The sequence below is a fragment of the Glycomyces sp. YM15 genome, assembly GCF_016918015.1.
In the GTDB taxonomy this organism is placed as follows: domain Bacteria; phylum Actinomycetota; class Actinomycetes; order Mycobacteriales; family Micromonosporaceae; genus Glycomyces.
On record NZ_JAERMK010000006.1, the window covers coordinates 32,965 to 56,168 of the forward strand.

Sequence of the window (23,204 nt, forward strand, 5' to 3'; positions counted from 1 at the left end):
TCCTGGGAGGACCGACGAAACGGCGCGATACGGGCCTGGGTCCGATTGCGGCGCAGGTGTTCCGCCCGGGTGGGACCGGACCCGTCCGCGGTCGGCCCGGCTGCCGGGACCTGAGCTCCCGGCGGTTGTGGCGCAGGTCCCGCCACCTGGATGGCCGGCGGTCTGCCGGGTCCGTTAGAATTACCGGGTTGCCCACCGTCGGGGTGGGCCGAATGAACGTCAATGCAGGAGTTTTGGATTATGTCGAGCGTGTGTGAAGTCTGCGCCAAGCGCCCGGGCTTCGGCAACAACGTCCCGTGGTCCCACAAGAAGACCCGTCGTCGTTGGAACCCGAACCTGCAGACCATCCGCATCGCGACTGGCTCCGGTGACAACAAGCGCCGCGCCAAGGTCTGCACTTCGTGCATCAAGGCCGGCAAGGTCACCCGCTAAGGGCTGACGCCGCGAAGTCTTACGCCGCCGGGGCTGTGCCCCGGCGGCGCTTTGTCGTATCCGAAGCAGTGCCGAGTCTGGATCGCCGTGCGGCCATCCGGGCTCGGCGCTTGTCGTGAGTGCGCCGACACCGACGGCGAAACCGCCGCCGTCTTGTCGGACCCGGGTGGGAGGCCGACCGACCCGCCCAGGGCGGGCAGGCAGGCGCGGCCGACCGCGCCGCGCGCCTACGTGCTCCAGCCCCAGCCCCAGCCCCAGCCCCAGCCCCAGCCCCAGCCCCAGCCCCAGCCCCAGCCCCAAATGGTCGAGCCGCCTGCCGGCGCGCGGCGGGTCGCACCGGCTCCGCGGGCGTCTGCAGTGCCGCGCCTGATCGTCATGCTCTCGCGAAGTGGTCCCAGCCGGTCGGGCCGGTCCAGCGGTGGCCGTCGACCGTGACGCCGGCGCCTTCGCTGACGGCGCCGATGCGGCGCCAGCTTTCGGGGAGGAGCACGTCGGGCGGGAAGACCGCGGCCAGCGCGTGGTCCTCGCCGCCGGTGAGGAGCCAGCCTCGGGCGTCGGCGCCGAGGGCTTCGGCGGCGTTGCGCATCGGTTCGGGGACGGGAAGGGCCGCGGTGTCGACGTCGATGGCGACGCCGGAGTCGTCGGCGATGTGGCCGACGTCGGCGAGGAGGCCGTCGGAGACGTCGATCATGGCGCGCGCGCCCATGAGGGCGGCGTCACGCCCGGCCGGGTACGGCGGTTGCGGCCTGCGGTAGGCGCCCACGAGCGCGCCCGGGGATCGGAAGCCGCGGGAGAGGACGTTGAGTCCTCCGGCGGCCCAACCGATCCGGCCGGCGAGCGCGAGCACGTCGCCGGGTTTCGCACCGGAGCGAAGGACCGGATCGCGGCCTTCGAGATCGCCGAGAGCGGTCACGGTGACGGTGAGGAGTTCGCCCCGGGTGGTGTCGCCGCCGATGACGGCCGCGCCGACCGCTGCGGCTTCGGCGGCGAGGCCGGAGGCGAGGCCTTCGAGCCATTCGGCGGGGAGGTCCTGCGGCGCGGCGACGGCGGCCAGGAGCGCGGTGGGCCGGGCGCCCATGGCGGCGATGTCGGCGAGGTTGGCGGCGGCGGCCTTGTGGCCGACGTCGGCGGCGGAGCACCAATCGCGGCGGAAGTGGTTGCCTTCGACGAGCATGTCGGTGCAGGCGACCACGCGACCGTCGGGGGCGGTGACGACCGCGGCGTCGTCACCGGGGCCGAGCACGACGGCGGGTGTGGTCGCGAAATGGCGCGTGAAGCGCTCGATGAGGCGGAACTCGCCGACCTCGGCGACGGTCTCACTCACGTGGGGATCATTTCTCGGGCGTTTGTTGGTCGGTGAAGCACTGGGTAATCTTCGCTCAACGGCGATCGCGATGCGGTCAGGCCCGCCCGTGTCGGGTTAGGCCCCACGATCCCTTTCTGCCCGTTCTCCTGAGGAGGCCTGTCGCATGGTGCAGGCGTACATCTTGGTCCAGACCGAGGTCGGCATGGCCGAGCAGGTGGCCGAGGGCGTGACGGCGATCGAGGGCGTGGTCCGGGTCGACATCGTGACCGGTCCCTATGACGTGGTGGTGCTCACCGAGGCCGCCTCCGGAGACCATCTCAGGACGCTGGTGGTGAGTAAAGTCCAGCGTGTGCCGGGCATTACCCGCACGTTGACCTGTTCGATTCTCAACGCCTGAGGAGTGCGGTCCTGGTGGGTTCCGAGAAGAAATCGCGCCTTCCGGCGATCGTGGCGACCGCGGTGGCCGTGCCGGTCGCGGTGGTCTCGGGTGTGCTGGTGTTCAACGCGATCGCTCCCGAGGCCGAGGAGCACGCGCGGCAGGACCTGTCGGCGGTGTCGGTCGAGGTGCCCGTGTTGAGCGACGAGGACGCGGTGATCTGCCTCGCGCTGACGGCGACCGCGCCGGAGACGGCGGGCGGCCTGCGGGCGCGCCCGGTTTCGGGCGGCGAGGGCGACGCGAGCGCGGCGGAGGCCGTTCTGGCGTACGGCGATCCGGCGGTGGTGGCGTCCTGCGGGGTCGAGCCGGTCGCGGTGGAGGACACGGCGCTGGTCTACAAGCTCAACGGGGTCTGCTGGTACTCGGACGAGGCGGGCGTGGAGTGGACGACGCTCGACCGGCAGGTGCCGGTGGGCGTGAACGTGCCGGATGCCGACGAGCAGCCGGTGGACGTGCTGAACGACCTGTCGACGGTGATCGCGGCCAAGGTTCCGGCCGCCGCGGAAGCACCGACCGGGTGCGCGTGACCGAAGGAGGCCGTCGCTCCGCCCCGGCGCCGCGCGCCGGGGAGTTCGACCGTTCGTTCTTCGAGCGCGATTCGGTGCAGGTGGCCCCGGAACTGCTGGGCTGCACCGTGACCGCGAACGGCGTCACGGTGCGGCTGACGGAGGTCGAGGCGTACCGCGAGGACGATCCGGCCTCGCATTCCTTTCGTGGGCAGACGAAGCGGACGGCCGTCATGTTCGGCCCGCCCGGGTTCCTGTACGTCTATTTCACGTACGGGATGCATTACTGCGCGAACCTGGTGTGCGGCCCGGACGGGTCGGGGGCGGCGGTGCTGCTGCGAGCCGGGGAGGTCGTCGACGGCCTCGATGCGGCGCGCGAGCGGCGCGGCGCAAAAGTCCCGGACCGGGATCTGGCGCGCGGCCCGGCGCGGCTGGCGCAGGCGCTGGGCTGGGACCGCGAGGACGACGGCAGCGACATGATCGGCGCGGTGCGGCAGGGTGGCGGCGCGGCGGCGGTGGCCGCCGGGCCGAGGACCGGCATCACGAAGGCGGCCGACACCGCCTGGCGTTTCTGGATTCCGGGCGACCGGTTCGTGTCCCCGTACAAGCGCCACCCGAAGGCGCCGCAGGCAGCGGGCTGATCTTCCGCTCAGGACGGGTGCCGCGACCCACCGCCCCGAGCATCCCGCCCCGGTCCCCGGTGCCGGGCGGGCGATCGTCCCTACCGTCACGCCACCGCCGTTCCGCTACCTCGGCGGGTTTTCGGGATCCAGATCGAGTCTCACGTTCAGATACGGCGATCGCATCAACGCCCTGAAGGATTCCAGCGCCTCCGGATCCTGGTCCACTTCGGAGTTGCGACCTTCGGCGTTCGGGGACGAGAAGTACACGATCGCCTTCAGCCGCGGATAGTGCGCCATCTGGTCCATCGCGGCCTCGAACACCGTCTGCTGGCGGCCTGGATGCTTGTCGTCGGTGAAGACGCCCCACTCGGCGAGCATCATCGGCTTCCGCGGATGGTGTTGGGCGACCCAGTGGTAGTAACCGGGCCAGCCGAATTCGGGGTGGGTCGTGTCCAGAAGCTCCCCGAAGTCGAACCGGCCGTCGTCCTTGAGGGACTGGCCGTAGCCCGACAGGCCGATCCAGTCGACCACGTCGTCGCCGGGGTACAGCTCGTCGTGCCACGGCACCTCGACCCATTTGAGATAGCCCATGTAGTTCATGACCGACACCAGGTTGTCCACGCCGTTCCCGCGCAGGCGTTCGATGACGTAGCGGTACATGGCCGGATAGTCACGGGCCTCCATGCCCGAGCCCGGCCGCTGGACGACGTCGTTCTCGGGTTCATGGTGGACGGTGAAGAAGAACGGCTTGTCGAAGTTCGCCTTGATGTGCGCGGCGAGCCGGTCGAGGTAGGCGTCCACCTCCGGGTCGCCTTCGGCGATCTCGGCCCATTTCGCCATCTGCGGCTTCCAGTTGATGAACAGGGTCCGCGGGCGCTCCGGATCCTCGGTCAGCGCGATCTGGTCCCTGGTCGGGAACAGCCGGTTGTCGGCCCGCTCATATGCGTGGTAGATCTGCTGCGTGCGATCTACTGTGGCCTCGAAATCGAGGAAGGCGTCTTCCTTGTCCAGTGAGGTCTTCCCTCCGGCCGCGGCGCCGACCAGGGCCCCGCAGGCGGGCACGAGCTTCTCGTCCGTGGCGCATTCGGTCAGCGTGTCCGCGGCCTGACCGGACTCGGGCTGCAGCGGCGGGCCGGAGGAGGGCGGGGTCGGCGACTGGTGGGAGCTGGGAGCCGACGGCAGCGTCGGGTCGGACGGCACCGGGGCGGTCGGCGCGTCGGTCGGCTCGACCGGCGAGGGCGGCTCCATGGTCGGATACGGGCTCGGCGACACCGGACTCACCGGTGGCACCGGTGAGATGGCGCGCAGGCTCGGCCCCTCGCCGTATGCGGTGCCCGCGAGTTCGAGGTACGCATCGCGGTCCGGAGAGGTCACCGCGAATCCGTAGCGGCCGGGCGCGTCGATCGCGCCCGTCACGTCGAAGACGACCTCCGTCGTGCCGGCGTCGACCTCCACCGCGTCCCATACGGCCCCGTACGGCGGAGCGGTCGCGGCCGTCAGCGCACAGAGGCAGCTCACCGGGTGCACGGAGGCGACCTCCAACGTCATCCCTTCGCCGCCGGGCGGGACCGCGACGGGCAGGCGCAGCTCGGCCGTGTGTTCGGGCCGGACCGTGGACTCGTCGAGGAAGAACTGGAGGTGCGTGACGGTGACGCCGAGGTCCGCGGAGAAGCCGACGGGCAGCACGGCGGGCGACTGGGGAGCCGGATTCTCGAACTCGGTGGCCGTGAAGGAGGCCGCGAGCGGCTCGTGATCGTAGGTGCCGTTCCCGTCCTGCCAGGCTTCGCCGACGGTGTCGCCCAGACGGTCCCCGCCCACGCCGACTCCGTAGCCGACCACGAAGCCCGCCAACACGAGCGGGAGCACCGCCAGGGCGGTCACGATGCCGCGACCCGCCCGCAGGCGCTGGCGTGTGTCAGTGTCGCGCATCTTTCACCTTCTTCCGTCCAATGTGATCTTCGACCAATTGCCGCAATCCTCCATATTATCGACCATAATGGTTTTTACTCGCTTCTTCTCGCAAACGCAACCTCACCCCGACGCGGGCGTGTGGCACGCCCGTCACCTCAAGGTCGCATCGCTCGTTACTCAACCGAGATACCGAGAACGAGAAAGGCCTTCGCGTTGAGGACCCCTGCCGCCCGCACGCTCGCCGATTACGGCGTCATCGTCCGCCGTTCCTGGTGGCTCATCATCGGAACGGTGGCCGCGGCTCTGGCCGCCGGGTTCGCCCACACCTCGCTGAGCGAGGAGGTCTACGAGTCCACATCCTCGATCCTGGTGCTGCCCACCGCGAGCGACACCGCCGTCGCGGGCGCCCGCACCGCCGGACAGGTCAACCTCGACACCGAGGCCCAGCTCGTCAAATCCACCGAGGTCGCCCTGGCAGCCGCCGAAGCGCTCGGCACCAAGGATCCCGACGACCTCGTCCCGCGCGTGTCGGTCACCGTGCCGCCCAACACCGCCGTGCTCGAGATCACCTTCCGCGCGGGGGACCCTGAGGCCGCCCAGTCCGGGGCCGTCGCGTTCAGCGAGGCCTACCTCGAGCACCGCCGCTCCGGCGCCACGGCCTCCATCGACCGCGCGATCGCCGCCGCCGCCGTCGCACTCGACGGGGTCAAGGCCGACGTCGCCGCCGCCGAAGACGAACTGTCCCGGATGGACTCCGGCGACGACGACCGGTCCGGTCTCGAATCCGAACTCGACGCGCTGCGGCAGGAGGCCGAGGAGTTCGAAGCCGAGATCGCCGAACTCGGCGCTCAGCAGGACGCGGTCTCGCCCGGCCGGGTCATCAACCAGGCCTCCGTGCCCCGGGCGCCGGTGAGTCCGAAGGCGATGTTCAACCTCGCCGCCGCACTCGGCCTCGGCCTGCCACTCGGCCTCATCCTCGCGTGGGCCCGGCACCGCCTGGCCCGCAAGGTCGGCTACCCGACCGACCTGGTCGAACGGTGCGAACTCGACGTGCTCGCCTCCGTGCCCCCGGCCGTGAAGTTCCAGCGCCGCGAGGTCTTCGGGGCCTACAGTCCCGGCGGCAGGGTCTTCTCCCAACTCCGCAACGTGGTCGCCTCCCAGCTGACGCACGACCAGCGCGTCATCGTCGTCGCCGGCGTGGCCCCCGGGCCCGCCGCGAGCGTCGTCGCCGCGAACCTCGCCACCGCGATGGCCCGCGCGGGCGACCGCGCCACCGCCGTCGCCGCCAACCCGAGCACCACCGTCGGCCTGCCGGAGCTCTTCGGCACGGACTCGGTGCCGGGCCTCGCGGACGTCTGGTCCGGCCGCGTCGACCTCGCCGAGGCCGCGCATGCCGCGCCCAGGCAGCCCAGCCTCAGCGTGATCGGCCCCGGCGCAGCGGCCCGGGCCGCCGGCCCCACCAGCGAGGCCGCCGCCGAGACCTTCTCGAAGCTCGCCGAAGCCGGACGCTTCGTGGTCGTCGACGCCCCGCCGCTGTCGTGCAGCGCGGACGCGCAGCTGCTCGCCGGGCACGCCGACGCGGTGATCCTCGCCGTCCAGTCCGGGCGCGACGCGATCGCCGAGACCGCCGCCGCCGCGCTGGCGATGCGTCAGATCGACACGCCGCTGCTCGGGGCGGTCCTGCTGCCGAGCGCGCTCGGTCCGATGAACACGGTCCCGCTGCCGAGCGCGCGCCGGGAGAACCCGTCGCCGCGCAAGGTCTCCCAGGACGAGACGCCCACGGACTCGCTCGAGCCCGTCGAGGGCGAGGCGGAGGAGCGGGCCGCGACGACCCAGGTGATACCGGTCGTGCCCGCCGCAGTCCCTTCGGCTGAGTCGCGATGACGCTCCTCGCGGCCGCCCGCGCCGCCGGGCGCGGCCGAATCGGCCCGGAGGCGCGCGGCGCGGGCGAAGGCGCCTCGCTCACTTGGCTGCTCGCGGGTTTCCCGCTGTGGTGGGCACTGGGCATGGGAGTCCTCGTGATCCCGTTCGTGGCCGCCGTCGCGGCGGTGAAGCTGGTGCGCCGCAGGTCGATCAGTGTGCCGCCCGCGTTCGGGTGGTGGCTGCTGTTCCTGCTCGCGGTCACGCTGAGCCTCGCGAACCTCGGCGTGGACCCGCCGGGCACCGTGCGCGAGACGTGGTTCTCGAGCCTGCCCGGCGCGACCTTCCGGCTCGGGTTCTACTGCTGCTGCACGCTCATCGCGCTGTGGGCGCACAACCTCCTGGCGGAGGGGAAGCTCGAGCGGGACAGGCTGATCCGGCTGCTGGGGTGGCTGTTCGTCGTCACGGTGGCGGGCGGGTTCCTGGGGACCTTCCTCGGCTCCTTCGAGTACACGTCGCCCGTGGAGGCGCTGCTGCCGAAAGCCGTGGCGAAGGACGGGTTCGTCCAGTCGCTCGTGCACCCGGCGGCCGCGCAGACGATGGACTTCCTCGGCTACGAGACGCCTCGCCCGGCCGCGCCCTGGGGCTACACCAACACGTGGGGCAACAACTTCGCGATCACCGCGGTCTGGTTCGTCGTCGCGGCGTTCTGCACCCCGCTGCGGACGAAGTGGCGGGTCGCGGCGGTCGTGCTGCTCGTGGCCTCGCTCGTGCCCGCGGTGTACTCGATGAACCGCGGCCTGTGGCTCGGCCTCGCCGCGATCGCGGTGTTCGCGGCGCTCCGGCTGCTCGTCTCCGGGCGCCCTGGCGGGATGCTCGCACTCGGCGGCGCCGGGTGCGCGGCCGTGCTGCTCGTGGTGCTCACACCATTGGGGACGGTGGTGCAGACGCGGCTCGACAACGGGCATTCCGATGACGGCCGCGCGTTCTCCTCGGAGCGCGCCACGGAGCTCGTGATCGAGCACTCCCCCGTGATCGGCTTCGGATCGACGCGGAAGACCCTCGGCTCGGGCGAGTCGATCGCCGTCGGGCCGACCCCCGAATGCCCGCGCTGCGGCGGACGCACGCTCGGCGGGAACGGCCAGCTCTGGCAGGTCATGTTCGCCCACGGCATCCTCGGGACCGTCACGTACCTCGGGTTCGCGCTCGCGGTCCTGTGGCGGTTCCGCCACGACCACACCGCGGTCGGCATCGCGGGGAGCGCCGTCGTCGGCTTCTCGCTGATCACGATGTTCTACTACAACGCCCTCGTCACGCCCCTCCTGTTCACCCTGCTCAGTTACGTCCTCCTCGCCGCGGGCCGCCCGCCCGGGGTGTCACACCACGGCCCAGATACGGAGAACCGATGAGCCGAGCCCTGAAGACCACTGACGACCTGCGCCGGCGCGCGACCTACCTCGCGGAGGTGCTCGACCAGTTGTATCCCGGCGCGGCGCAGGACGACGCACCGCGGCCGTACATCGTGGTGCCCGGCCGGCGCAAGCCGCGCGTGCTCATCCCGGCCGCCGACCGCAAGGTCGCCGCGGCCGCGCTGCACCGCTACGCCCGGCCCGCCGCGCGCGGCGCGCGCCTCAAGCGCGACGCCGCCGTGTGGGCCCTGCGCCTCGGCCTGGACCGGATGCTGCTGCCGCACCGGATCAAGGTCGGCGGCGCCGAAGGCATCGACGACCACCTCGCGTCCGTGCTCGGCCACGAGGTGCATTTGAGCATCCACATCGGACCGGCGCGGGCGAACCGCAAACCGGTGCTGCAGATCCTCGACGGGGACGCGGCGACCGTGGCGTTCGCCAAGCTCGGCGTCAACCCGCTCACCCGCGAGCTCGTGGAGGCCGAGACGAACGCCACCAGGCGACTCAACGAGTTCTGCGACCTCAAGCTGCTGCAGGTGCCGCGGCTCCTGCACGCCGGGAACTGGAACGGCCACAACCTGATGGTGACCTCGGCGCTCCCGTCCTGGGACGCCCCGGCCGACACCGGGCCCGCCCGCCGCGTCGCCGCCATGCGCGAGCTCGCCGACGCCTGCGGCACCGGCCGCTTCCCGCTCGGCGAATCCGACTACGCGACGCGGCTGCGATCGCGCCTCAAGGACCTCACCGCCCGCGGCGAGACCGACGCCGACACGCTCCAGACCGCGGGTGAGACCCTGCTCGACCGGTACGCGGGCACGGAACTGACCTTCGGCGCGTGGCACGGCGACTGGGCCCCGTGGAACACCCGCGAGACCGAGACGCTGGTGTACCTGTGGGACCTCGAGCGCTTCGAGACCGGCGTCCCCTACGGGTTCGACGCCGTGCACTACCAGTTGCAGGACCACATCGTCACCCGCGGGGCCGATCCGACGACGGCCGTGCTCGGCCTCGTCGCCGACGCACCGGCCGTACTGGCGCCCATGGGGATCGCGCCCGGCGAGGCCGAGCCGACCGCGCTGCTGTACCTCGTGGACCTCGCCGCCCGCTACATGGGCGACCAGGCCGAACGCGCGGGCGCGGCGCTCGGCGCGCTCGGCCGGTGGCTCCTGCCGACGCTGCTGCGCCACATCGCCCGCCAGCGCACCGCCTCCGAGGCGGGGGGACAGTCATGAGCCAGATCAGGGACCGCATCCCGAGCCAGTTGAAAGCCGTCGTCGGGCACTCCACCCGCACGTTCGGGCGACTGACGGCCTCGTCCCGGATCCTGCCGGGCCTGCTGATCTGCGGCGGCCAGCGCTGCGGCACCACGTCCCTGTACCGGGCCCTGGCCCAGCATCCGGCGGTCCTCAAGCCGGTGTTCCACAAGGGCGTGCACTACTTCGACACGGGCTACGACAAGGGCATGTCCTGGTACCGGGGGCATTTCCCGACGCAGGCGGCCGCGCGGCGGATCGCCGACCACACCGGGCTCGCCCCGATCGCGTTCGAGTCGAGCCCGTACTACCTCTACCATCCGCTGGCGGCGGCGCGCTTCGCGCGGGACCTGCCCGGGGTCAAGGTGATCGTGCTGGTGCGCGACCCGGTGGAGCGGGCGTGGTCGCACCACGCGCACGAGGTGGCGCGCGGGTTCGAGCCGATCGCGGACTTCGAGGAGGCCGTGGCGGCCGAGGAGACGCGGCTCCACGGTGTGGAGGAGCGGCTGCGGGCCGATCCTTCACTGTACGACTTCGACCACCAGCACCACGCGTACACGGAGCGGGGACGGTACACGGACTTCCTCGAGCCCCTCGCGGAGCAGGTGGGCCGGGACCGGGTGCTGGTGCTCGACTCCGGGGAGTTCTTCTCCAGGCCGGAGGACGCGTTCGAGCGCGTGCTGCGGTTCCTGGGCCTGCCGTGGCTCGGGGAGTTCGCCTTCGCGCGGCACAACGCGCGCGGGCGTCCCTCCCCGATGTCCGCGTCGTTGCGCGAGCAGTTGACGGAGCTGTACGGGCCCTATGACGAACGGCTCGCGGATTGGCTCGGGAGCGTGCCGAGTTGGCGGCGCTGACTTCCACCGCGACCGCGGAGGAAGCCGGGCGTGAGGAGCTGCGCGGCACGGCCCGCGGCGGGCTGGTCAACCTCGTGGGAGCGGCGGTCTCCGGGTTCGGAGGCCTGGCGGTCACCTGGCTGGCGGCCGTGGCGCTCTCGCCCGCCGAGGCCGGCGCGTTCTTCGCGGCGACCTCGGTGTTCCTGCTGGCGGGCGCGATCGCGCGGCTGGGCACGCCCACGGGGCTCGTGTACTGGGTGGCGCGGCTGCACCGGAACGGACGGGACGGCGCGGTCGGCTCGGTCCTGAAGCTCGGCCTGTGGCCCGCGGCGATCGTGTCGATGGCGGCGGCGTTCGGCCTGCTGCTGGCGGCGCCGATGTTCCAGAGCCCGGATCTGGTGCGGCTCATCGCGGTGTTCCTGCCCGCGTCGGTCGCGATGGAGGCGCTGCTCGCCGCCACGCGCGGGTACCGGCTGATGGGGCCTTCGGTCCTCATCGACAAGTTCGGGCGCACGGTGGCGCAGCTGGTCGGTTTGGGCGCGATCGCGTTGGCGGGCACGGCGTCGCCGTTCACGATCACGTTCGCGTGGGTGCTGCCGTACCTGCCCGCGGCGCTGGCGGCGGCCTGGTATCTGGCGCGGCGCCACCGGAGGTCGCGGACGGATCAGGGGTTCCCGGACCGGGTCTCGGCCCGGGCGTTCTGGGGGTTCACGGCACCGCGCGCCGCGGCGGGCGTGGCGCAGCTGGGGTTGCAGCGGCTCGACATCATCATGGTGGCGGCGCTGGCCGGGCTGGGCCCGGCGGCGGTGTACACGGTGGCGACGCGGTTCGTGATCGTCGGGCAGATGGCCTCCGGGGCGGTCGGGCAGTCGGTGCAGCCGCGCGCGGCCGCGGCGATGGCGGCCGGGAAGCCCGCTTCGGCCCGGTCGCTGTACCAGGAGTCGACGGCGTGGATCGTGGCGCTCACGTGGCCGGTGTACCTCGGGGTGGGTCTGCTCGCGGACTGGTACCTGCGTCTGTTCGGCGGCGAGTACGTGGGCGGGGACGCGCGGCTGGTGGTGTGGATCCTGGTGCCCGCCATGATGATCAGCTCGGCGTGCGGGGTGGTCGACTCGATGCTGGCGATGGCCGGGAAGACCTCGTGGCAGCTGATCGACGTCTCGATTTCACTCGTCGTCAACGTGGGGTTGAACTTGGCGTTGATCCCTTCCATGGGGGTCGTCGGCGCGGCGATCGCGTGGTCGGCGGCCGTTCTGGTCAATAATTTGATTCCACTCGTGCAACTGTGGCGCACGTTCGGCTTGCACCCGTTCGGGGCGTTGACGAGGCGGGCGCTGTCGGCGGCCGGTCTCGGATTCGGGGTCCTGCCGCTGGCGGTCGCACCGCTCGGCCCGCTGTGGACGACGGCCGCGCTCGCGGCCGCGGGCCTCGCGTGGGCGGTGGCGCTGCTGCGCTACCGGACCAGGATTTGAAATCGAAAGGGACTTCGTGGCCAGCAATTACACCGAGGTGTTCCAGGACCCGACCGCGGTAGAGAAATACGCCGAGCGGACGTACGCTCCGGGGACGTTCTCATCGATCGTCTCCAACCGCCAGGCCGGATGGCTGCGCGGGTTCGTCCCGAACGCGTTCGGGACCAAGCCGACCCACCACGACTTCGCGTGCGGCACCGGCCGCGTGTCGCGGATGCTCGCGGGGATGGTCGCGGTCTCGCACGGCTACGACACCTCGGAGGCGATGCTCCAGAAGGGCCGCGAGCTCGGCACGCCCGGGTACGCGCACCTGGTGCAGCCGGGCCTGGCCGCGCCCGAGGTCGACCCGGGACGGCCGGCGCTGGTGACGGCGTTCCGGTTCGTGCTCAATGTGGACCTGCATCTGCGGGACCAGATGATGGACTTCGCCGCGGCGGCGCTGCCGGACGCGGACGCGGGGCTGCTGCTGGTGGAGAACCACGGCAACGCCTCATCGCTGCGGCACCTGCGCAAGACCTTCGGGCGGCTGGACGCGAGCACCTGGTTCCAGGAGCTCTCGCACCTGGAGATGCGGGACCTGTTCGCGCGCCACGGCTTCGAGCTGGTCGGCATGCAGGGCTTCACGCTGTTCACGCAGGGCTGCTACCGCGCCCCGTGGGGCTGGGCCTCCAGGGCCGCCGACGCGGCGCTGGCGTCGCCGCTCTCGAAGTGGGCCACGGACGTGGTCTACATCGCGCGGCGGCGCTGATCGCTCAGGACAGGCCGAGGATTCGGCGCAGGACCAGCTCGATCTTCATCATTTGAAGGCTGTCGACTGCGCCGACTCGCTTGACGAACCGCTGGGTCGAGACCGTTCGCAGATGCTCGCACTGGGCATAGCTCGGGACCGGGAGGACCTCCTCCAGTTCCACGTGCGTCGGGTACTCCTTCCGCGTGCGCGAGATCGGCACGACGACCGGTATGCCGAAGCGGGCCATGTCGTCGCGGGACACGATGACGGCCGGACGCTGGTGGCCCTGCTCGTGGCCGATCGGGTCGCCGAAGTCGCACAGGTAGATGTCGCCTCGGTTCACAGGATGTCGCTCCAGTCCTCGGCTTCGAGCTCATCGCCCAATGAAGGCGCGAGTCGCTCGCTCTCCCGCTGAAGGCCGACCCTGGCCTCGACGGTGCCCATCACGGCCCTCGCGCGAGCCCAGAATTCCTCTTCCTCGGCGACGTCGATAGCGCGCTCGACCGCGCCGGCCATGGACAAGTGTCGCTCTTCCGCGAGTCTTGCGATACGGTCGCGCAGCTCAACCGGGACCTTGATGGTAGTCATCGCGCTCATACCGAAAGTATACCGTCATGAATACCGGTATGACGTCATCGGCGCCGGCGGTAGGCCTCCGCGAGGAGGCGCAAGGCTTCGGGGACGTCGTCCTTGAGGTAGCGGCGGACGAGGCGGCGGGGTTCGGAGAGCATCCGGAAGAGCCATTCGGTGCCGGTGCGCTGCATCCATTTGGGGGCGCGGCGGCGGTAGCCGGCGATGAAGTCGATGCTCGCGCCGCAGCCGAGGAACCAGGCTCCCGGGGCGACCGCGCGGAGGCGCACCATCACGTGCTCCTGCTTGGGGAAGCCGAGGCCGACGTAGACGAGGTCGGGGTCGGCGGCCACGACGCGTTCGACGAGGGCGCGCCACTGCGAGTCGTCCCGGTCGAAGCCCATGGGCGGGCACCAGGCGCCCACGACCTTGAGGCCCGGGTAGCGCGCCTCGAGCAGATCCGCGGCGCGTTCGGTGGGGCGCGCGGCGCCGTCCGGAGTGCCGCCCAGGAGGGCGATGCGGAGGCCGCGTGTGGCGGCGGCCTCGGAAAGGGACCAGACGAGGTCCGAGCCCGCGACGCGGGCGGGCAGCGGCGTCCCGGCCACTCGGGAGGCCCAGACGAGGGGGGCGCCGTCGGCGACCACGAGGTCGGACGCGGCGATGATCGCCCGCAGTTCGCGGCTCCTGCGCGCGGCGGCGACGATGTCGACGTTCGGCGTGACGATCTGGCCGCCGCGCCCGGCTTCGATGGCGTCGATGACGCGCGCCACCGCCTCCGCTTCGGTGACCGGGTCGATCGCGATGCCGCCCAACGCCACCCGCTTCACGGGTCCCGAGTCCGACCGAGGGGAAGCCGCGCCGCTGCCGCGGTCCGCGCGCGAAGGGCCCAAACGCTCCATGCGATCAGACGTTAGAGGTCCGCGTGCGATTTTCCGGGAATTTTGGCCCCAGGGCGTGTCCCCCACCCCACCCCGAGTCGTTATAGGAATCATCAAGGGGCGTCTGCGGGTTTCCGAGCCCGGCTCGGATCGCGGCCCCGAAAGCAGTGGAGCACCAGGGTGAGCGAGGGATCAGTGAGTGTGAAGATCGCCGACACGGCCGAGCAGTCCGAGAACCGCGTCAAAGTGGTCTTCATCGGAGGACTCGGGCGCAGCGGCACGACGCTCCTCGAACGCCTGCTCGGCCAACTGCCCGGGGTGGTCCCACTCGGCGAGATCACCCACCTGTGGGAACGGGACCTGGTCGGCAACGAGATGTGCGCGTGCGGCGCCACGTTCTCGCACTGCGAGTTCTGGCAGCGGATCGGGCAGCGCGCCTTCGGTTCCTGGGACCGGGTCGACATCGAGCGGCTCAACGCCCTCAAGGCCACGGTGGACCGCACCCGGCACATCCCGGCGCTCGCGGCGAAGCGGCTCGCCCCCGCGCAGCACCAGCTCGTCACCGAGTACGCCGAGTACTTCGAGAAGATCTACACCGCCGCCGCCAAGGACACCCGCGCCCGGGTCGTGGTCGACTCCTCCAAGCACGCGTCCCTCGCGTACTGCCTGCGCTGGTCGCCGAAGATCGACCTGCGGGTGCTGCACGTCGTGCGCGACTCGCGGGGCGTCGCGTACTCGTGGACGAAGAAGGTGGCCCGCCCCGAGTCCCCCACGGGCGACCAGATGACCCGCTACTCCCCCGCGAAGGCCGCCATGCTGTGGAACGCGCAGAACGCCGCGTTCAGCCTCCTCGCCCGGCGCGGCGTGCCGGTGCGGCGGGTCCGGTACGAGCGGGTGATCCAGCGCCCCAGGAAGGTGATCGCCTCACTCGGCCGGTTCTGCGGGCTCGACCTTGCGGAGTCGGACTACAACTTCATCGGGGACGGTTGGGCCGATCTGGGCCCGAGCCACTCGGCGGCCGGCAACCCGATGCGGTTCACCGTGGGGCGCATCCCGATCTACCCCGACGAGGCCTGGACCGCCGACCTGCCCGACGGCACGCGGCGGATGGTCTCCACCCTGACCCGGCCCCTCCTGGGCCGCTACGGCTACCTCGACGACGAGGAGGCCCCTGTGGACGAACCCGCTCTGGAAGAGGTGACCGCCCGTGACTGACTGGCCTTCGGTGGGCGTCGTGATCCCCACGCACGACCGCCCCCAGCAGGTGCGCGCCGCGCTGCGATCGGTGCTGACCCAGTTCTACCCCGGTGAGCTCGAAGTGGTCGTGGTCTTCGATCGCGCCAAAGTGGACGAAACGCTCGCCGCCGACGGCGAGCGGCTCGTGCGGGTGGTCAAGAACGACCGCACACCCGGTCTCGCGGGCGCCCGGAACACCGGGATCACCGCGCTGGACACCGACCTCGTGGCGTTCCTCGACGACGACGACGAATGGCTGCCCGGGAAACTCGCGGCGCAGGTCACCGCACTCGGCACCGAAGCCGAGCTGTGCACCACCGCGATCGAGGTCGACTACCGGGGCCGCCGGAACCCGCGCCTGGCGCAGAAGACCATGGTGCGCCATGTCGACCTGCTCCGCTCGCGCATGATGATGCTGCACTCCTCGACGTTCCTGTTCCGCCGGTCCGCGCTGCTCGGCGGGCTCGGCCTGGTCGCGGAGGACGCGCCGGGCAGTCAGAACGAGGACTGGGACATGCTGCTGCGCGCCTCGCGGCGGCGGCCGATCGCGCACGTGGACGTGCCGTACGCGCTCGTCAACTGGGCCGGTTCGCACTTCGAGACCCGTTGGGACACCAAGATCTCCTCGCTGCGGTGGATCCTCGACCGGCACCCGGAGATCCACGGCAGCCCCGAGGGCGCCGCGCGCGTCTACGGCCAGATCGCCTGCTGGCACGCCGCCACGGGCGACCGCAAGGAGGCCCTGCGCTGGGCGATCAGGGCGACGAAGGCGAACCCGGGCGAGCCGCGGGCGGCGGTCGCGGCCGCCGCGGCGGCGGGCATCGTCGGCGTCCCCGCGGTGATGGCCGCGCTGCACCGGCGCGGCCGCGGCATCTAGACGAAGCGAAGCGGCCCCGGAACCGTGAGGTTCCGGGGCCGCTCTCGTTCAAGCACTGCAGGGAGGGCTAGCCCTTCTTGCGGAGCTCCTCTTCGTTCTTGTGCAGGTCCTCGAGGCCACCGCACATGAAGAACGCCTGCTCGGGGAAGTGGTCGTACTCGCCCTCAGCGATCTTCTTGAAGGCCTCGACGGTCTCCTTGACGGGGACGAACGAGCCCTCGACGCCGGTGAACTGCTTCGCCGCGAACGTGTTCTGCGACAGGAAGCGCTCGATGCGGCGCGCGCGGCCCACGACGAGCTTGTCCTCTTCGGAAAGCTCGTCCATGCCGAGGATGGCGATGATGTCCTGCAGTTCGTTGTACTTCTGCAGGATCTGCTTCACCGTCGAGGCGACCGCGTAGTGCTCGGCGCCGACGACCTCGGGCTCCAGAATGCGGGAGTTCGAGGCGAGCGGGTCGATCGCCGGGTAGATGCCCTTGTCGGAGATCTTCCGCTCGAGGTTCGTCGTCGCGTCCAGGTGGGTGAACGCGGTGAACGGCGCCGGGTCGGTGTAGTCGTCCGCGGGGACGTACACGGCCTGCATCGAGGTGATGGCCTTGCCGCGCAGCGAGGTGATGCGCTCCTGGAGCTCACCCATCTCGTCCGCGAGCGTCGGCTGGTAACCCACGGCCGAGGGCATGCGGCCCAGCAGCGCGGAGGTCTCCGAACCGGCCTGCGTGAACCGGAAGATGTTGTCGATGAAGAGCAGCACCTCCTGGTTCTTGACGTCCCGGAAGTACTCGGCCATCGTCAGGGCCGACAGGGCGACGCGAAGACGCACGCCCGGCGGCTCGTCCATCTGGCCGTAGACCAGCGAGGTCTTCTCCAGAACGCCGGCCTCGGCCATTTCGGCGATGAGGTCGTTGCCCTCACGGGTGCGCTCGCCGACACCGGCGAACACCGAAGAACCACCGAAGTTCTGGGCGACACGGATGATCATCTCCTGGATGAGCACCGTCTTGCCCACGCCGGCGCCGCCGAACAGGCCGATCTTGCCGCCCTTGACGTACGGGGCGAGCAGGTCGATGGCCTTGATGCCGGTCTCCAGCATCTCGGTCTTCGGCTCCAGCTGCGCGAACGCCGGGGCGTGGCGGTGGATCTCCCAGTAGTCGTCGGCCTGGAGCTCCTCGCCCTCTTCGAGGTTGAGGCAGTCGCCGAGGACGTTGAAGACCTTGCCCTTGATGCCGTCGCCGACCGGGACCTTGATCTGCGCACCGGTGTCACGGACCTCGGTGCCGCGGACCATGCCGTCGGTCGGGGCCATGCAGATGCCGCGGATCTGGTTGTCGCCCAGGTGCTGGGCCACTTCCAGGGTCAGCGTCTTGTTGTGCTCGCCGTAGGCGACGTCAACGTGCAGCGCGTTGAAGATCGCCGGGATGGCGTTGCGCGGGAACTCCACGTCGACGACCGGCCCGATGACCCGTACGACGCGTCCCACTCCATTAGTGTCGGTCATCGTTACTCTCTTCCTGCGGCGGAAAGGGCACTGGCCCCACCCACAATTTCGCTGATCTCCTGCGTGATCGCCGCCTGCCGCGCCGCGTTCGCGCTCCGCCGCAGGGTCTTGATCAATTCATCGGCATTGTCCGTGGCCGCCTTCATGGCCCGACGCCTCGCCGCCGACTCGCTCGCCGCGGCGTCGATCAGCGCCGCGTAGATCCGAGTCGTCAAGTACTTCGGCAGCAGCGCGTCGAGCAGCGCCTCCGGGTTCGGCTCGAACTCGTAGTCCGGGAGGAGCACGTGCTCTTCGAGCTCGCTCTCCTCCACCTCCTCGACTTCGAGGGGGGCCAGTTGCCGCGGCTCGGGCGTCTGCGTCAGCAGCGAGACGAACTTGGTGTGGACGATATGCAGCTCGTCCACTCCGAGGATACCGTCCGCGCCCGCATCGTCACCCTCGTCGTCCGCGCCGGACATGAACGCCGCGAGCAGCGTCCGTGTGATCTCCTGCGCATCCGAGACGGCCGGCTTCTGCGAGAACCCGGTCCAGGACCGCTCGATCGTGCGACCGCGGAACTGGTAGTAGTCGACGCCCCTGCGGCCGGCGACGTACAGGACCGGGACCTTGCCCTCTTCCGTGAGACGCGTGACCAGCTGCTCGGCGGTGCGGATGACGTTGGCGTTGTAGCCGCCGCACATCCCCTTGTCGGCAGTGACCACGAGCACCCCGGCGCGACGGACCTGCGCCCGCGGCTGGAGCAGCGGGTGGTTGATCGACGCGTTGCTCGCGAGCGAGGTCATCACCGAGGTCATGGCACGGGCGTACGGCAGCGAGGCCGCGACCCGTTCCTGCGCCTTGGCGATGCGGCTGGTCGCGACCAGCTCCTGCGCCTTGGTGATCTTCCGGATGGACTGGGTCGACTTCAGCCGCTTGCGCAAAGTACGAAGCTGCGCTGACATGGCTAACCCTTCTTGACGCGCTTGACGGTCTCGACGTCGACGTCGCCCTCGAGGGCGTCTTCGGCGGCGTCGGTCACGTGCAGGTCGTCGGCGTTGGCCTTGAACATCTGCTTGAACTTGGCGATGGCGCGCTTGAGGGTGTCCTCGATGTCGCCGGCCACCTTGTCCTTGCCCGCGTTCAGCTGGGCGACGACGTCCTTGTGGTTGGCGCGCATGTAGGTGAGGAACTCGTCCTCGAAGCGGCGGACCTCGCCGACCGGGATGTCGTCGAGCGAACCCGAGACGCCGGCCCAGATCGAGATGGTCTCCTCGCCCATCGGGAGCGGCGCGGCCACACCCTGCTTGAGCAGCTCGACCATGCGAAGACCGCGCTCCAGCTGCGCCTTCGACGCGGCGTCCAGGTCGGACGCGAAGGCCGCGAAGGCCTCCAGGTCGCGGTACTGGGCCAGGTCCAGACGAAGCGAACCCGCGACCGAGCGCATGCCCTTGGTCTGCGCGGCGCCACCGACACGGGAGACGGACGTGCCGACGTTGATCGCCGGACGCACACCCGAGTTGAACAGGCCCTCTTCGAGGAAGACCTGGCCGTCGGTGATCGAGATGACGTTGGTCGGGATGAACTGCGAGATGTCGCCGGCCTTGGTCTCGATGATCGGCAGACCGGTCATCGAACCGCCGCCCAGTTCGTCGGAGAGCTTCGCGCAGCGCTCCAGCAGACGGGAGTGCAGGTAGAAGACGTCGCCGGGGAAGGCCTCGCGGCCCGGCGGACGACGCAGCAGCAGCGACACGGTGCGGTACGCCTCGGCCTGCTTCGACAGGTCGTCGAAGATGATGAGGACGTGCTTGCCGCCGTACATCCAGTGCTGGCCGATGGCCGAACCGGTGTAGGGCGCCAGGTACTTCAGGCCCGCGGGCTCGTCGGCGTTCGCCGCGACGATGGTGGTGTACTCCATCGCGCCGTGCGCTTCGAGCATGCCCTTGATGCCGGCGACGGTGGAGCCCTTCTGGCCGACCGCGACGTAGATGCAGCGCAGCTGCTTGTCCGGGTCGCCGGACTCCCAGTTGGCGCGCTGGTTGATGATCGTGTCGATCGCGACCTGCGTCTTGCCGGTCTTGCGGTCGCCGATGATCAGCTGGCGCTGGCCGCGGCCGATGGGGGTCATCGAGTCGATGGCCTTGATACCGGTCTCGACCGGCTCGAACACCGACTGGCGGTTGATGACGTTCGGGGCCTGGGCTTCGAGCTCGCGCTCACCCTCGGCCTCGATCTCGCCCAGGTCGTCGATGGGGTTGCCCAGGGCGTCGACGACGCGGCCCAGGAACTTGTCACCGACCGGCACGGAGAGGACCTTGCCGGTGCGCTTGACGGTCTGGCCCTCGCCGACCTTGGTCGGGTCGCCCAGGAGGACGGCGCCGATCTCGCGGACGTCGAGGTTCAGGGCCAGGCCCATCACGCCGCCGGAGAACTCCAGGAGCTCGTTGGCCATGACGGAGGGCAGGCCCTCGACGACGGCGATGCCGTCGCCGGCGGAGGTGACGACACCGACCTCTTCGCGGGTGATCTCCGGCCGGTAGGACGAGACGTAGTCGTCGAGCGCACTACGAATCTCGTCTGAGGAGATGGTCAATTCAGCCATCTGAACGTTTCCCTTTCTGTTGATACCGGCTGGATCAGCGTCCGGCCAAGGCTTGGCGGGCTTCGTCGAGGCGGCGCGAGACGGTACCGTCCCACAGTTCCGAGCCGACTTGCACCCGGATGCCCCCGACGATCGCGGGGTCGACCGTGACCTTGAGCGCCACCGGGCGCCCGTAGACCAGGGTGAGCTTGGCCGCGAGCTGACGCTCCCCGGCCTCGTCGAGCGGCCTCGCCACGGTCACGTAGGCCACGGTCTCGTCGTGGGCCGCGGCGGCGGCCTCGACGAGGTGGGCCAACGAGGCGTGGAAGCTGCGGCCGCCGATGCCGAAGCACGCGGCGGAAGCGAGCGTCACCGTCACCGGCTCGGCCTTGCCCGCGAGCAGGCGCTCGACGAGCTCGGACCGGCCCTTCGGGTCGGAGCCCGAAGCGCCGAGGACCGAGGCCAGTTCGGCGTCGCCGTCGACGAGCTGTCCGAAGCGGAACAGCTCGTCCTCGACGTTCGCCAGGCTGCCTTCCTTGGTCGCGGCGAGCAGCAGCGCCTTGACGGCGAGCTGCTCGGTGCCGCCTACCAGTTCGGACGGGCTGCCCCAGCGGCCCCGCACGAGCGCGGCCACCACGTCAGCGGCGGTCCCGCCCACTTGGCCCGCGATGAGCCCGCGGATCAGGCCCTCCCGGTCGTCCGCCTCACGGGCGGGGTCGGACAGGGCGCGACGCAGCCGAGGCTGGTCGACGAGGAAGCGCGTCACTCCCAGCAGCTGATCGCCGCACTCGGTGAGCTGCTCGGCCGACGCGCCGGAGGCGGCTGCCTCCAGCACGGCACGGCCGGCCTCGATGCTTTCGCGTCCAGTCGTCGACATCAGCGTGCTCCGCTCGTCTCGGCCGTGTCGTCGGCGATCTGGGCCAGGAACTGGTCCACGGTCGCCGTCGTGTCGGCGTCGCCGGCGAGGCGCTGGCCGATGATCTTCCCGGCCAGGTCAACGGCCAGGTTGCCGACCTCGCTGCGCAGCTCGCGGACGAGCTGCTGGCGAGAGGCCTCGATTTGCGCGTGACCGGCCGCGATGACGCGGTTGGCCTCTTCGCGGGCGGAGACGAGGATCTCCTCCTTGGCCGCCACAGCGTCGGCACGAGCCTCGTCGCGAATCGCGGCGGCCTCTTCCTGCGCGGTGGCGAGCTTGCGACGGTATTCCTCGAGCGTCTGATTGGCCTCTTCTTGAGCCCGCTCAGCCCGCTCGATGCCGCCTTCGATCGCGTCCACTCGTGCCTCGAAGGTCTTCTCCATCATGGGGAAGACGAACTTCATGAGCACGAAGCACAGCAGACCGAAGGCGATGGCACCGACGAGGATCTCTTGCCAGATCGGGAAGAGAATCGCCGTGCCTCCTTCGGCGGCGTGAATCATGTTCGCTCCGTGAGGTGGTTAGTTGATGAACGCGAGGACGAGGCCGAACAGGGCCAGCACCTCGACGAGGGCGAAGCCCATGAAGAGCATCGGACGGGTGATACCGGCCGACTCGGGCTGACGCGCGGTGGCGGTGATCCACGCGGCGAAGATCAGGGCGACACCGATACCGGGGCCGATCGCAGCGAGGCCGTAACCGATGACGTTGAGGCTGCCATCCATGGCGTTTTCTCCTAGGTGTCAGCGTGGCGTGTCCGTCACGCGCACGATGTTCTTCAATTGCGAAATCTGGGTCGGGGTGAATTCGGGGAGCGCTAGTGCTCGTCCGCGAGGGACCCCTGGATGTACATGCCCGTGAGCAGCGTGAACACATATGCCTGCAGCAGGATGACGATCAGTTCGAACATGGTCATGGCGATGCCCATGGCGAACGAGAAGACCGACAGGCCCTGGATGAAGATGTTGCCCGCGTTGAGCATCTCGAATCCGCCGAGGATGAACACCAGCAGGATGAGGTGGCCGGCGAACATGTTCGCGAAGAGCCGCAGGGCGAGCGTCACGGGACGCAGGATCAGGTTCTGCAGGAACTCGATCGGGATGAGCAGCGGGTAGATGAACCACGGGGCGCCCGGCGGGACGCAGGTCATCTTGAGATACCCGAGGAAGCCGTGCTTCCTGATGCCCACCACGTTGTAGATGATCCACGAGAGCGCGCCGAGCATGGCCGGGAACGCGATGTGGGAGTTCGGGGAGATCTGAATGCCGGGCACGATGGCCCACATGTTCATGATCAGGATGAAGAGGAACAGGGTCGCCAGGTACGGAGCGAACTTGACGCCGTCCTTCTTCCCCATCAGGTCGATGGAGACGGTGTTCCGAATGAAGCCGTACGCCGATTCGGCGATCCATTGCCTCTTGGTGGGAACGATCTGGGGCTTGCGATAGGCCCACAGGAAGAAGACGATGAGAATCGCGACCGATGCCCACACCGCGAACGTGATCGTGGTGAACATGTGGACGAGAGCCGTGTCGCTGAGCCCGGTGAACCAGTCCCGGAAGTTGAAGCTGTCAGTACCGGGCGGGAAGTGGGAGTCCCCTTCGGCCAGCACGATGGCTGAGTCGGTCACGTGAGCCACGCCTCTCAGTCAGTGTCGGTCAAATTACGGCGACATCTGCTTGATCAGCAGGTAGATCCCTGCTGCAGCACCGACAAGCATCCCTACCAGGAGCCCGACTTTGGGCAGTTCGAGCCAAAGGTCGACCAGATATCCAAGACCACCCCAGAAGATGATCCCGGACAGCAGATATCCCAGCGCGCGCCAGCCCATGTCCGAACCATCCGGCTGGGGCTTGCGATCGGGGGGTTCCATGTCGGCCATGTCGAGCTGAACTCTAACAGCT

26 protein-coding genes are annotated in these 23,204 nt (G+C 70.0%); 12 read left to right on the top strand and 14 right to left on the bottom strand.

Going from position 1 to position 23,204, the window contains the following annotated elements; genetic code table 11:
* Window positions 1-240: 240 nt before the first annotated feature.
* A complete protein-coding gene (gene rpmB, locus JHY01_RS08455) occupies window positions 241-432 on the top strand; it encodes a 50S ribosomal protein L28 (RefSeq protein WP_030157716.1) in 192 nt (63 codons plus the stop codon).
* A gap of 227 nt (window positions 433-659) precedes the next feature.
* On the opposite strand, the gene JHY01_RS08460 is transcribed toward rpmB, so the two are convergent.
* Both JHY01_RS08460 and JHY01_RS08465 read right to left on the bottom strand, forming a co-directional pair.
* Window positions 660-809: a hypothetical protein gene (locus tag JHY01_RS08460; RefSeq protein ID WP_205325192.1), complete on the bottom strand. Its 150-nt coding sequence runs from the start codon at window positions 807-809 to the stop codon at window positions 660-662.
* Window positions 806-1,756, bottom strand: a complete 951-nt coding sequence (locus tag JHY01_RS08465) for a thiamine-phosphate kinase (protein ID WP_205325193.1) — start codon at window positions 1,754-1,756, stop codon at window positions 806-808. Before JHY01_RS08465 ends, JHY01_RS08460 begins: the two co-directional genes overlap by 4 nt.
* A gap of 145 nt (window positions 1,757-1,901) precedes the next feature.
* On the opposite strand from JHY01_RS08465, the gene JHY01_RS08470 reads away from it, so the two are divergent.
* Genes JHY01_RS08470 through JHY01_RS08480 form a run of 3 tightly spaced genes read left to right on the top strand, consistent with a single transcriptional unit; the run spans window position 1,902 to window position 3,321 of the window.
* The gene (locus JHY01_RS08470; RefSeq protein WP_205325194.1) at window positions 1,902-2,135 is read left to right on the top strand and encodes an Lrp/AsnC family transcriptional regulator; all 234 of its coding nucleotides are present in this window, start codon (window positions 1,902-1,904) and stop codon (window positions 2,133-2,135) included.
* A 14-nt stretch (window positions 2,136-2,149) separates the two neighbouring features.
* On the top strand, window positions 2,150-2,701 hold the full coding sequence (locus JHY01_RS08475) for a DUF3515 family protein (protein WP_205325195.1): 552 nt from the start codon (window positions 2,150-2,152) through the stop codon (window positions 2,699-2,701).
* Window positions 2,698-3,321: a DNA-3-methyladenine glycosylase gene (locus tag JHY01_RS08480; RefSeq protein ID WP_205325400.1), complete on the top strand. Its 624-nt coding sequence runs from the start codon at window positions 2,698-2,700 to the stop codon at window positions 3,319-3,321. Before JHY01_RS08475 ends, JHY01_RS08480 begins: the two co-directional genes overlap by 4 nt.
* A gap of 105 nt (window positions 3,322-3,426) precedes the next feature.
* Here JHY01_RS08480 and JHY01_RS08485 read toward each other — a convergent pair whose 3' ends face one another.
* Entirely contained in the window at window positions 3,427-5,232 is a 1,806-nt protein-coding gene (locus JHY01_RS08485; RefSeq protein WP_205325196.1) for a hypothetical protein, read from the bottom strand.
* Between the two features lie 195 nt (window positions 5,233-5,427).
* On the opposite strand from JHY01_RS08485, the gene JHY01_RS08490 reads away from it, so the two are divergent.
* Genes JHY01_RS08490 through JHY01_RS08515 form a run of 6 tightly spaced genes read left to right on the top strand, consistent with a single transcriptional unit; the run spans window position 5,428 to window position 12,789 of the window.
* Window positions 5,428-7,098: a Wzz/FepE/Etk N-terminal domain-containing protein gene (locus tag JHY01_RS08490; protein ID WP_205325197.1), complete on the top strand. Its 1,671-nt coding sequence runs from the start codon at window positions 5,428-5,430 to the stop codon at window positions 7,096-7,098.
* Window positions 7,095-8,483, top strand: a complete 1,389-nt coding sequence (locus tag JHY01_RS08495) for a hypothetical protein (protein WP_240192547.1) — start codon at window positions 7,095-7,097, stop codon at window positions 8,481-8,483. The genes JHY01_RS08490 and JHY01_RS08495 overlap by 4 nt, the downstream gene beginning before the upstream one ends.
* The gene (locus tag JHY01_RS08500; protein ID WP_205325198.1) at window positions 8,480-9,715 is read left to right on the top strand and encodes a hypothetical protein; all 1,236 of its coding nucleotides are present in this window, start codon (window positions 8,480-8,482) and stop codon (window positions 9,713-9,715) included. Before JHY01_RS08495 ends, JHY01_RS08500 begins: the two co-directional genes overlap by 4 nt.
* Complete coding sequence (locus JHY01_RS08505) at window positions 9,712-10,590, top strand: sulfotransferase (protein WP_205325199.1); 879 nt, start codon at window positions 9,712-9,714, stop codon at window positions 10,588-10,590. The genes JHY01_RS08500 and JHY01_RS08505 overlap by 4 nt, the downstream gene beginning before the upstream one ends.
* Window positions 10,578-12,041 (top strand): lipopolysaccharide biosynthesis protein, encoded by a 1,464-nt coding sequence (locus tag JHY01_RS08510; RefSeq protein ID WP_205325200.1) that lies wholly within the window; start codon window positions 10,578-10,580, stop codon window positions 12,039-12,041. The genes JHY01_RS08505 and JHY01_RS08510 overlap by 13 nt, the downstream gene beginning before the upstream one ends.
* A gap of 16 nt (window positions 12,042-12,057) precedes the next feature.
* A complete protein-coding gene (locus tag JHY01_RS08515; protein ID WP_205325201.1) occupies window positions 12,058-12,789 on the top strand; it encodes a methyltransferase domain-containing protein in 732 nt (243 codons plus the stop codon).
* Between the two features lie 4 nt (window positions 12,790-12,793).
* Here JHY01_RS08515 and JHY01_RS08520 read toward each other — a convergent pair whose 3' ends face one another.
* Genes JHY01_RS08520 through JHY01_RS08530 form a run of 3 tightly spaced genes read right to left on the bottom strand, consistent with a single transcriptional unit; the run spans window position 12,794 to window position 14,168 of the window.
* Complete coding sequence (locus JHY01_RS08520; protein WP_205325202.1) at window positions 12,794-13,114, bottom strand: type II toxin-antitoxin system PemK/MazF family toxin; 321 nt, start codon at window positions 13,112-13,114, stop codon at window positions 12,794-12,796.
* Entirely contained in the window at window positions 13,111-13,368 is a 258-nt protein-coding gene (locus JHY01_RS08525; RefSeq protein ID WP_205325203.1) for a hypothetical protein, read from the bottom strand. Before JHY01_RS08525 ends, JHY01_RS08520 begins: the two co-directional genes overlap by 4 nt.
* Before the next feature lie 35 nt (window positions 13,369-13,403).
* A complete protein-coding gene (locus JHY01_RS08530; RefSeq protein WP_307814325.1) occupies window positions 13,404-14,168 on the bottom strand; it encodes a WecB/TagA/CpsF family glycosyltransferase in 765 nt (254 codons plus the stop codon).
* A gap of 231 nt (window positions 14,169-14,399) precedes the next feature.
* Between JHY01_RS08530 and JHY01_RS08535 the strand changes: the two genes are divergently transcribed.
* Window positions 14,400-15,434 carry a sulfotransferase gene (locus JHY01_RS08535; protein WP_307814327.1) on the top strand — a complete coding sequence of 345 codons (1,035 nt, stop codon included), beginning with the start codon at window positions 14,400-14,402 and terminating at the stop codon, window positions 15,432-15,434.
* A complete protein-coding gene (locus tag JHY01_RS08540; protein ID WP_205325204.1) occupies window positions 15,427-16,332 on the top strand; it encodes a glycosyltransferase family 2 protein in 906 nt (301 codons plus the stop codon). Before JHY01_RS08535 ends, JHY01_RS08540 begins: the two co-directional genes overlap by 8 nt.
* A 67-nt stretch (window positions 16,333-16,399) precedes the next feature.
* Here JHY01_RS08540 and atpD read toward each other — a convergent pair whose 3' ends face one another.
* From atpD to JHY01_RS08580, 8 genes are all read right to left on the bottom strand, one after another.
* The gene (atpD, locus tag JHY01_RS08545) at window positions 16,400-17,827 is read right to left on the bottom strand and encodes a F0F1 ATP synthase subunit beta (protein WP_205325205.1); all 1,428 of its coding nucleotides are present in this window, start codon (window positions 17,825-17,827) and stop codon (window positions 16,400-16,402) included.
* A 2-nt stretch (window positions 17,828-17,829) separates the two neighbouring features.
* A complete protein-coding gene (locus JHY01_RS08550) occupies window positions 17,830-18,768 on the bottom strand; it encodes a F0F1 ATP synthase subunit gamma (RefSeq protein WP_205325206.1) in 939 nt (312 codons plus the stop codon).
* 2 nt (window positions 18,769-18,770) lie between these two features.
* A complete protein-coding gene (atpA, locus tag JHY01_RS08555) occupies window positions 18,771-20,405 on the bottom strand; it encodes a F0F1 ATP synthase subunit alpha (RefSeq protein WP_205325207.1) in 1,635 nt (544 codons plus the stop codon).
* Window positions 20,406-20,439: 34 nt separating this feature from the next.
* Window positions 20,440-21,264: a F0F1 ATP synthase subunit delta gene (locus JHY01_RS08560; protein ID WP_374199512.1), complete on the bottom strand. Its 825-nt coding sequence runs from the start codon at window positions 21,262-21,264 to the stop codon at window positions 20,440-20,442.
* Window positions 21,261-21,803, bottom strand: a complete 543-nt coding sequence (locus JHY01_RS08565) for a F0F1 ATP synthase subunit B (RefSeq protein WP_205325209.1) — start codon at window positions 21,801-21,803, stop codon at window positions 21,261-21,263. Before JHY01_RS08565 ends, JHY01_RS08560 begins: the two co-directional genes overlap by 4 nt.
* An 18-nt stretch (window positions 21,804-21,821) precedes the next feature.
* Window positions 21,822-22,025: a F0F1 ATP synthase subunit C gene (locus tag JHY01_RS08570; protein ID WP_205325210.1), complete on the bottom strand. Its 204-nt coding sequence runs from the start codon at window positions 22,023-22,025 to the stop codon at window positions 21,822-21,824.
* A 92-nt stretch (window positions 22,026-22,117) separates the two neighbouring features.
* Complete coding sequence (gene atpB / locus JHY01_RS08575; protein WP_205325211.1) at window positions 22,118-22,930, bottom strand: F0F1 ATP synthase subunit A; 813 nt, start codon at window positions 22,928-22,930, stop codon at window positions 22,118-22,120.
* A gap of 33 nt (window positions 22,931-22,963) precedes the next feature.
* The gene (locus JHY01_RS08580) at window positions 22,964-23,182 is read right to left on the bottom strand and encodes an AtpZ/AtpI family protein (protein ID WP_205325212.1); all 219 of its coding nucleotides are present in this window, start codon (window positions 23,180-23,182) and stop codon (window positions 22,964-22,966) included.
* Window positions 23,183-23,204 lie beyond the last annotated feature (22 nt).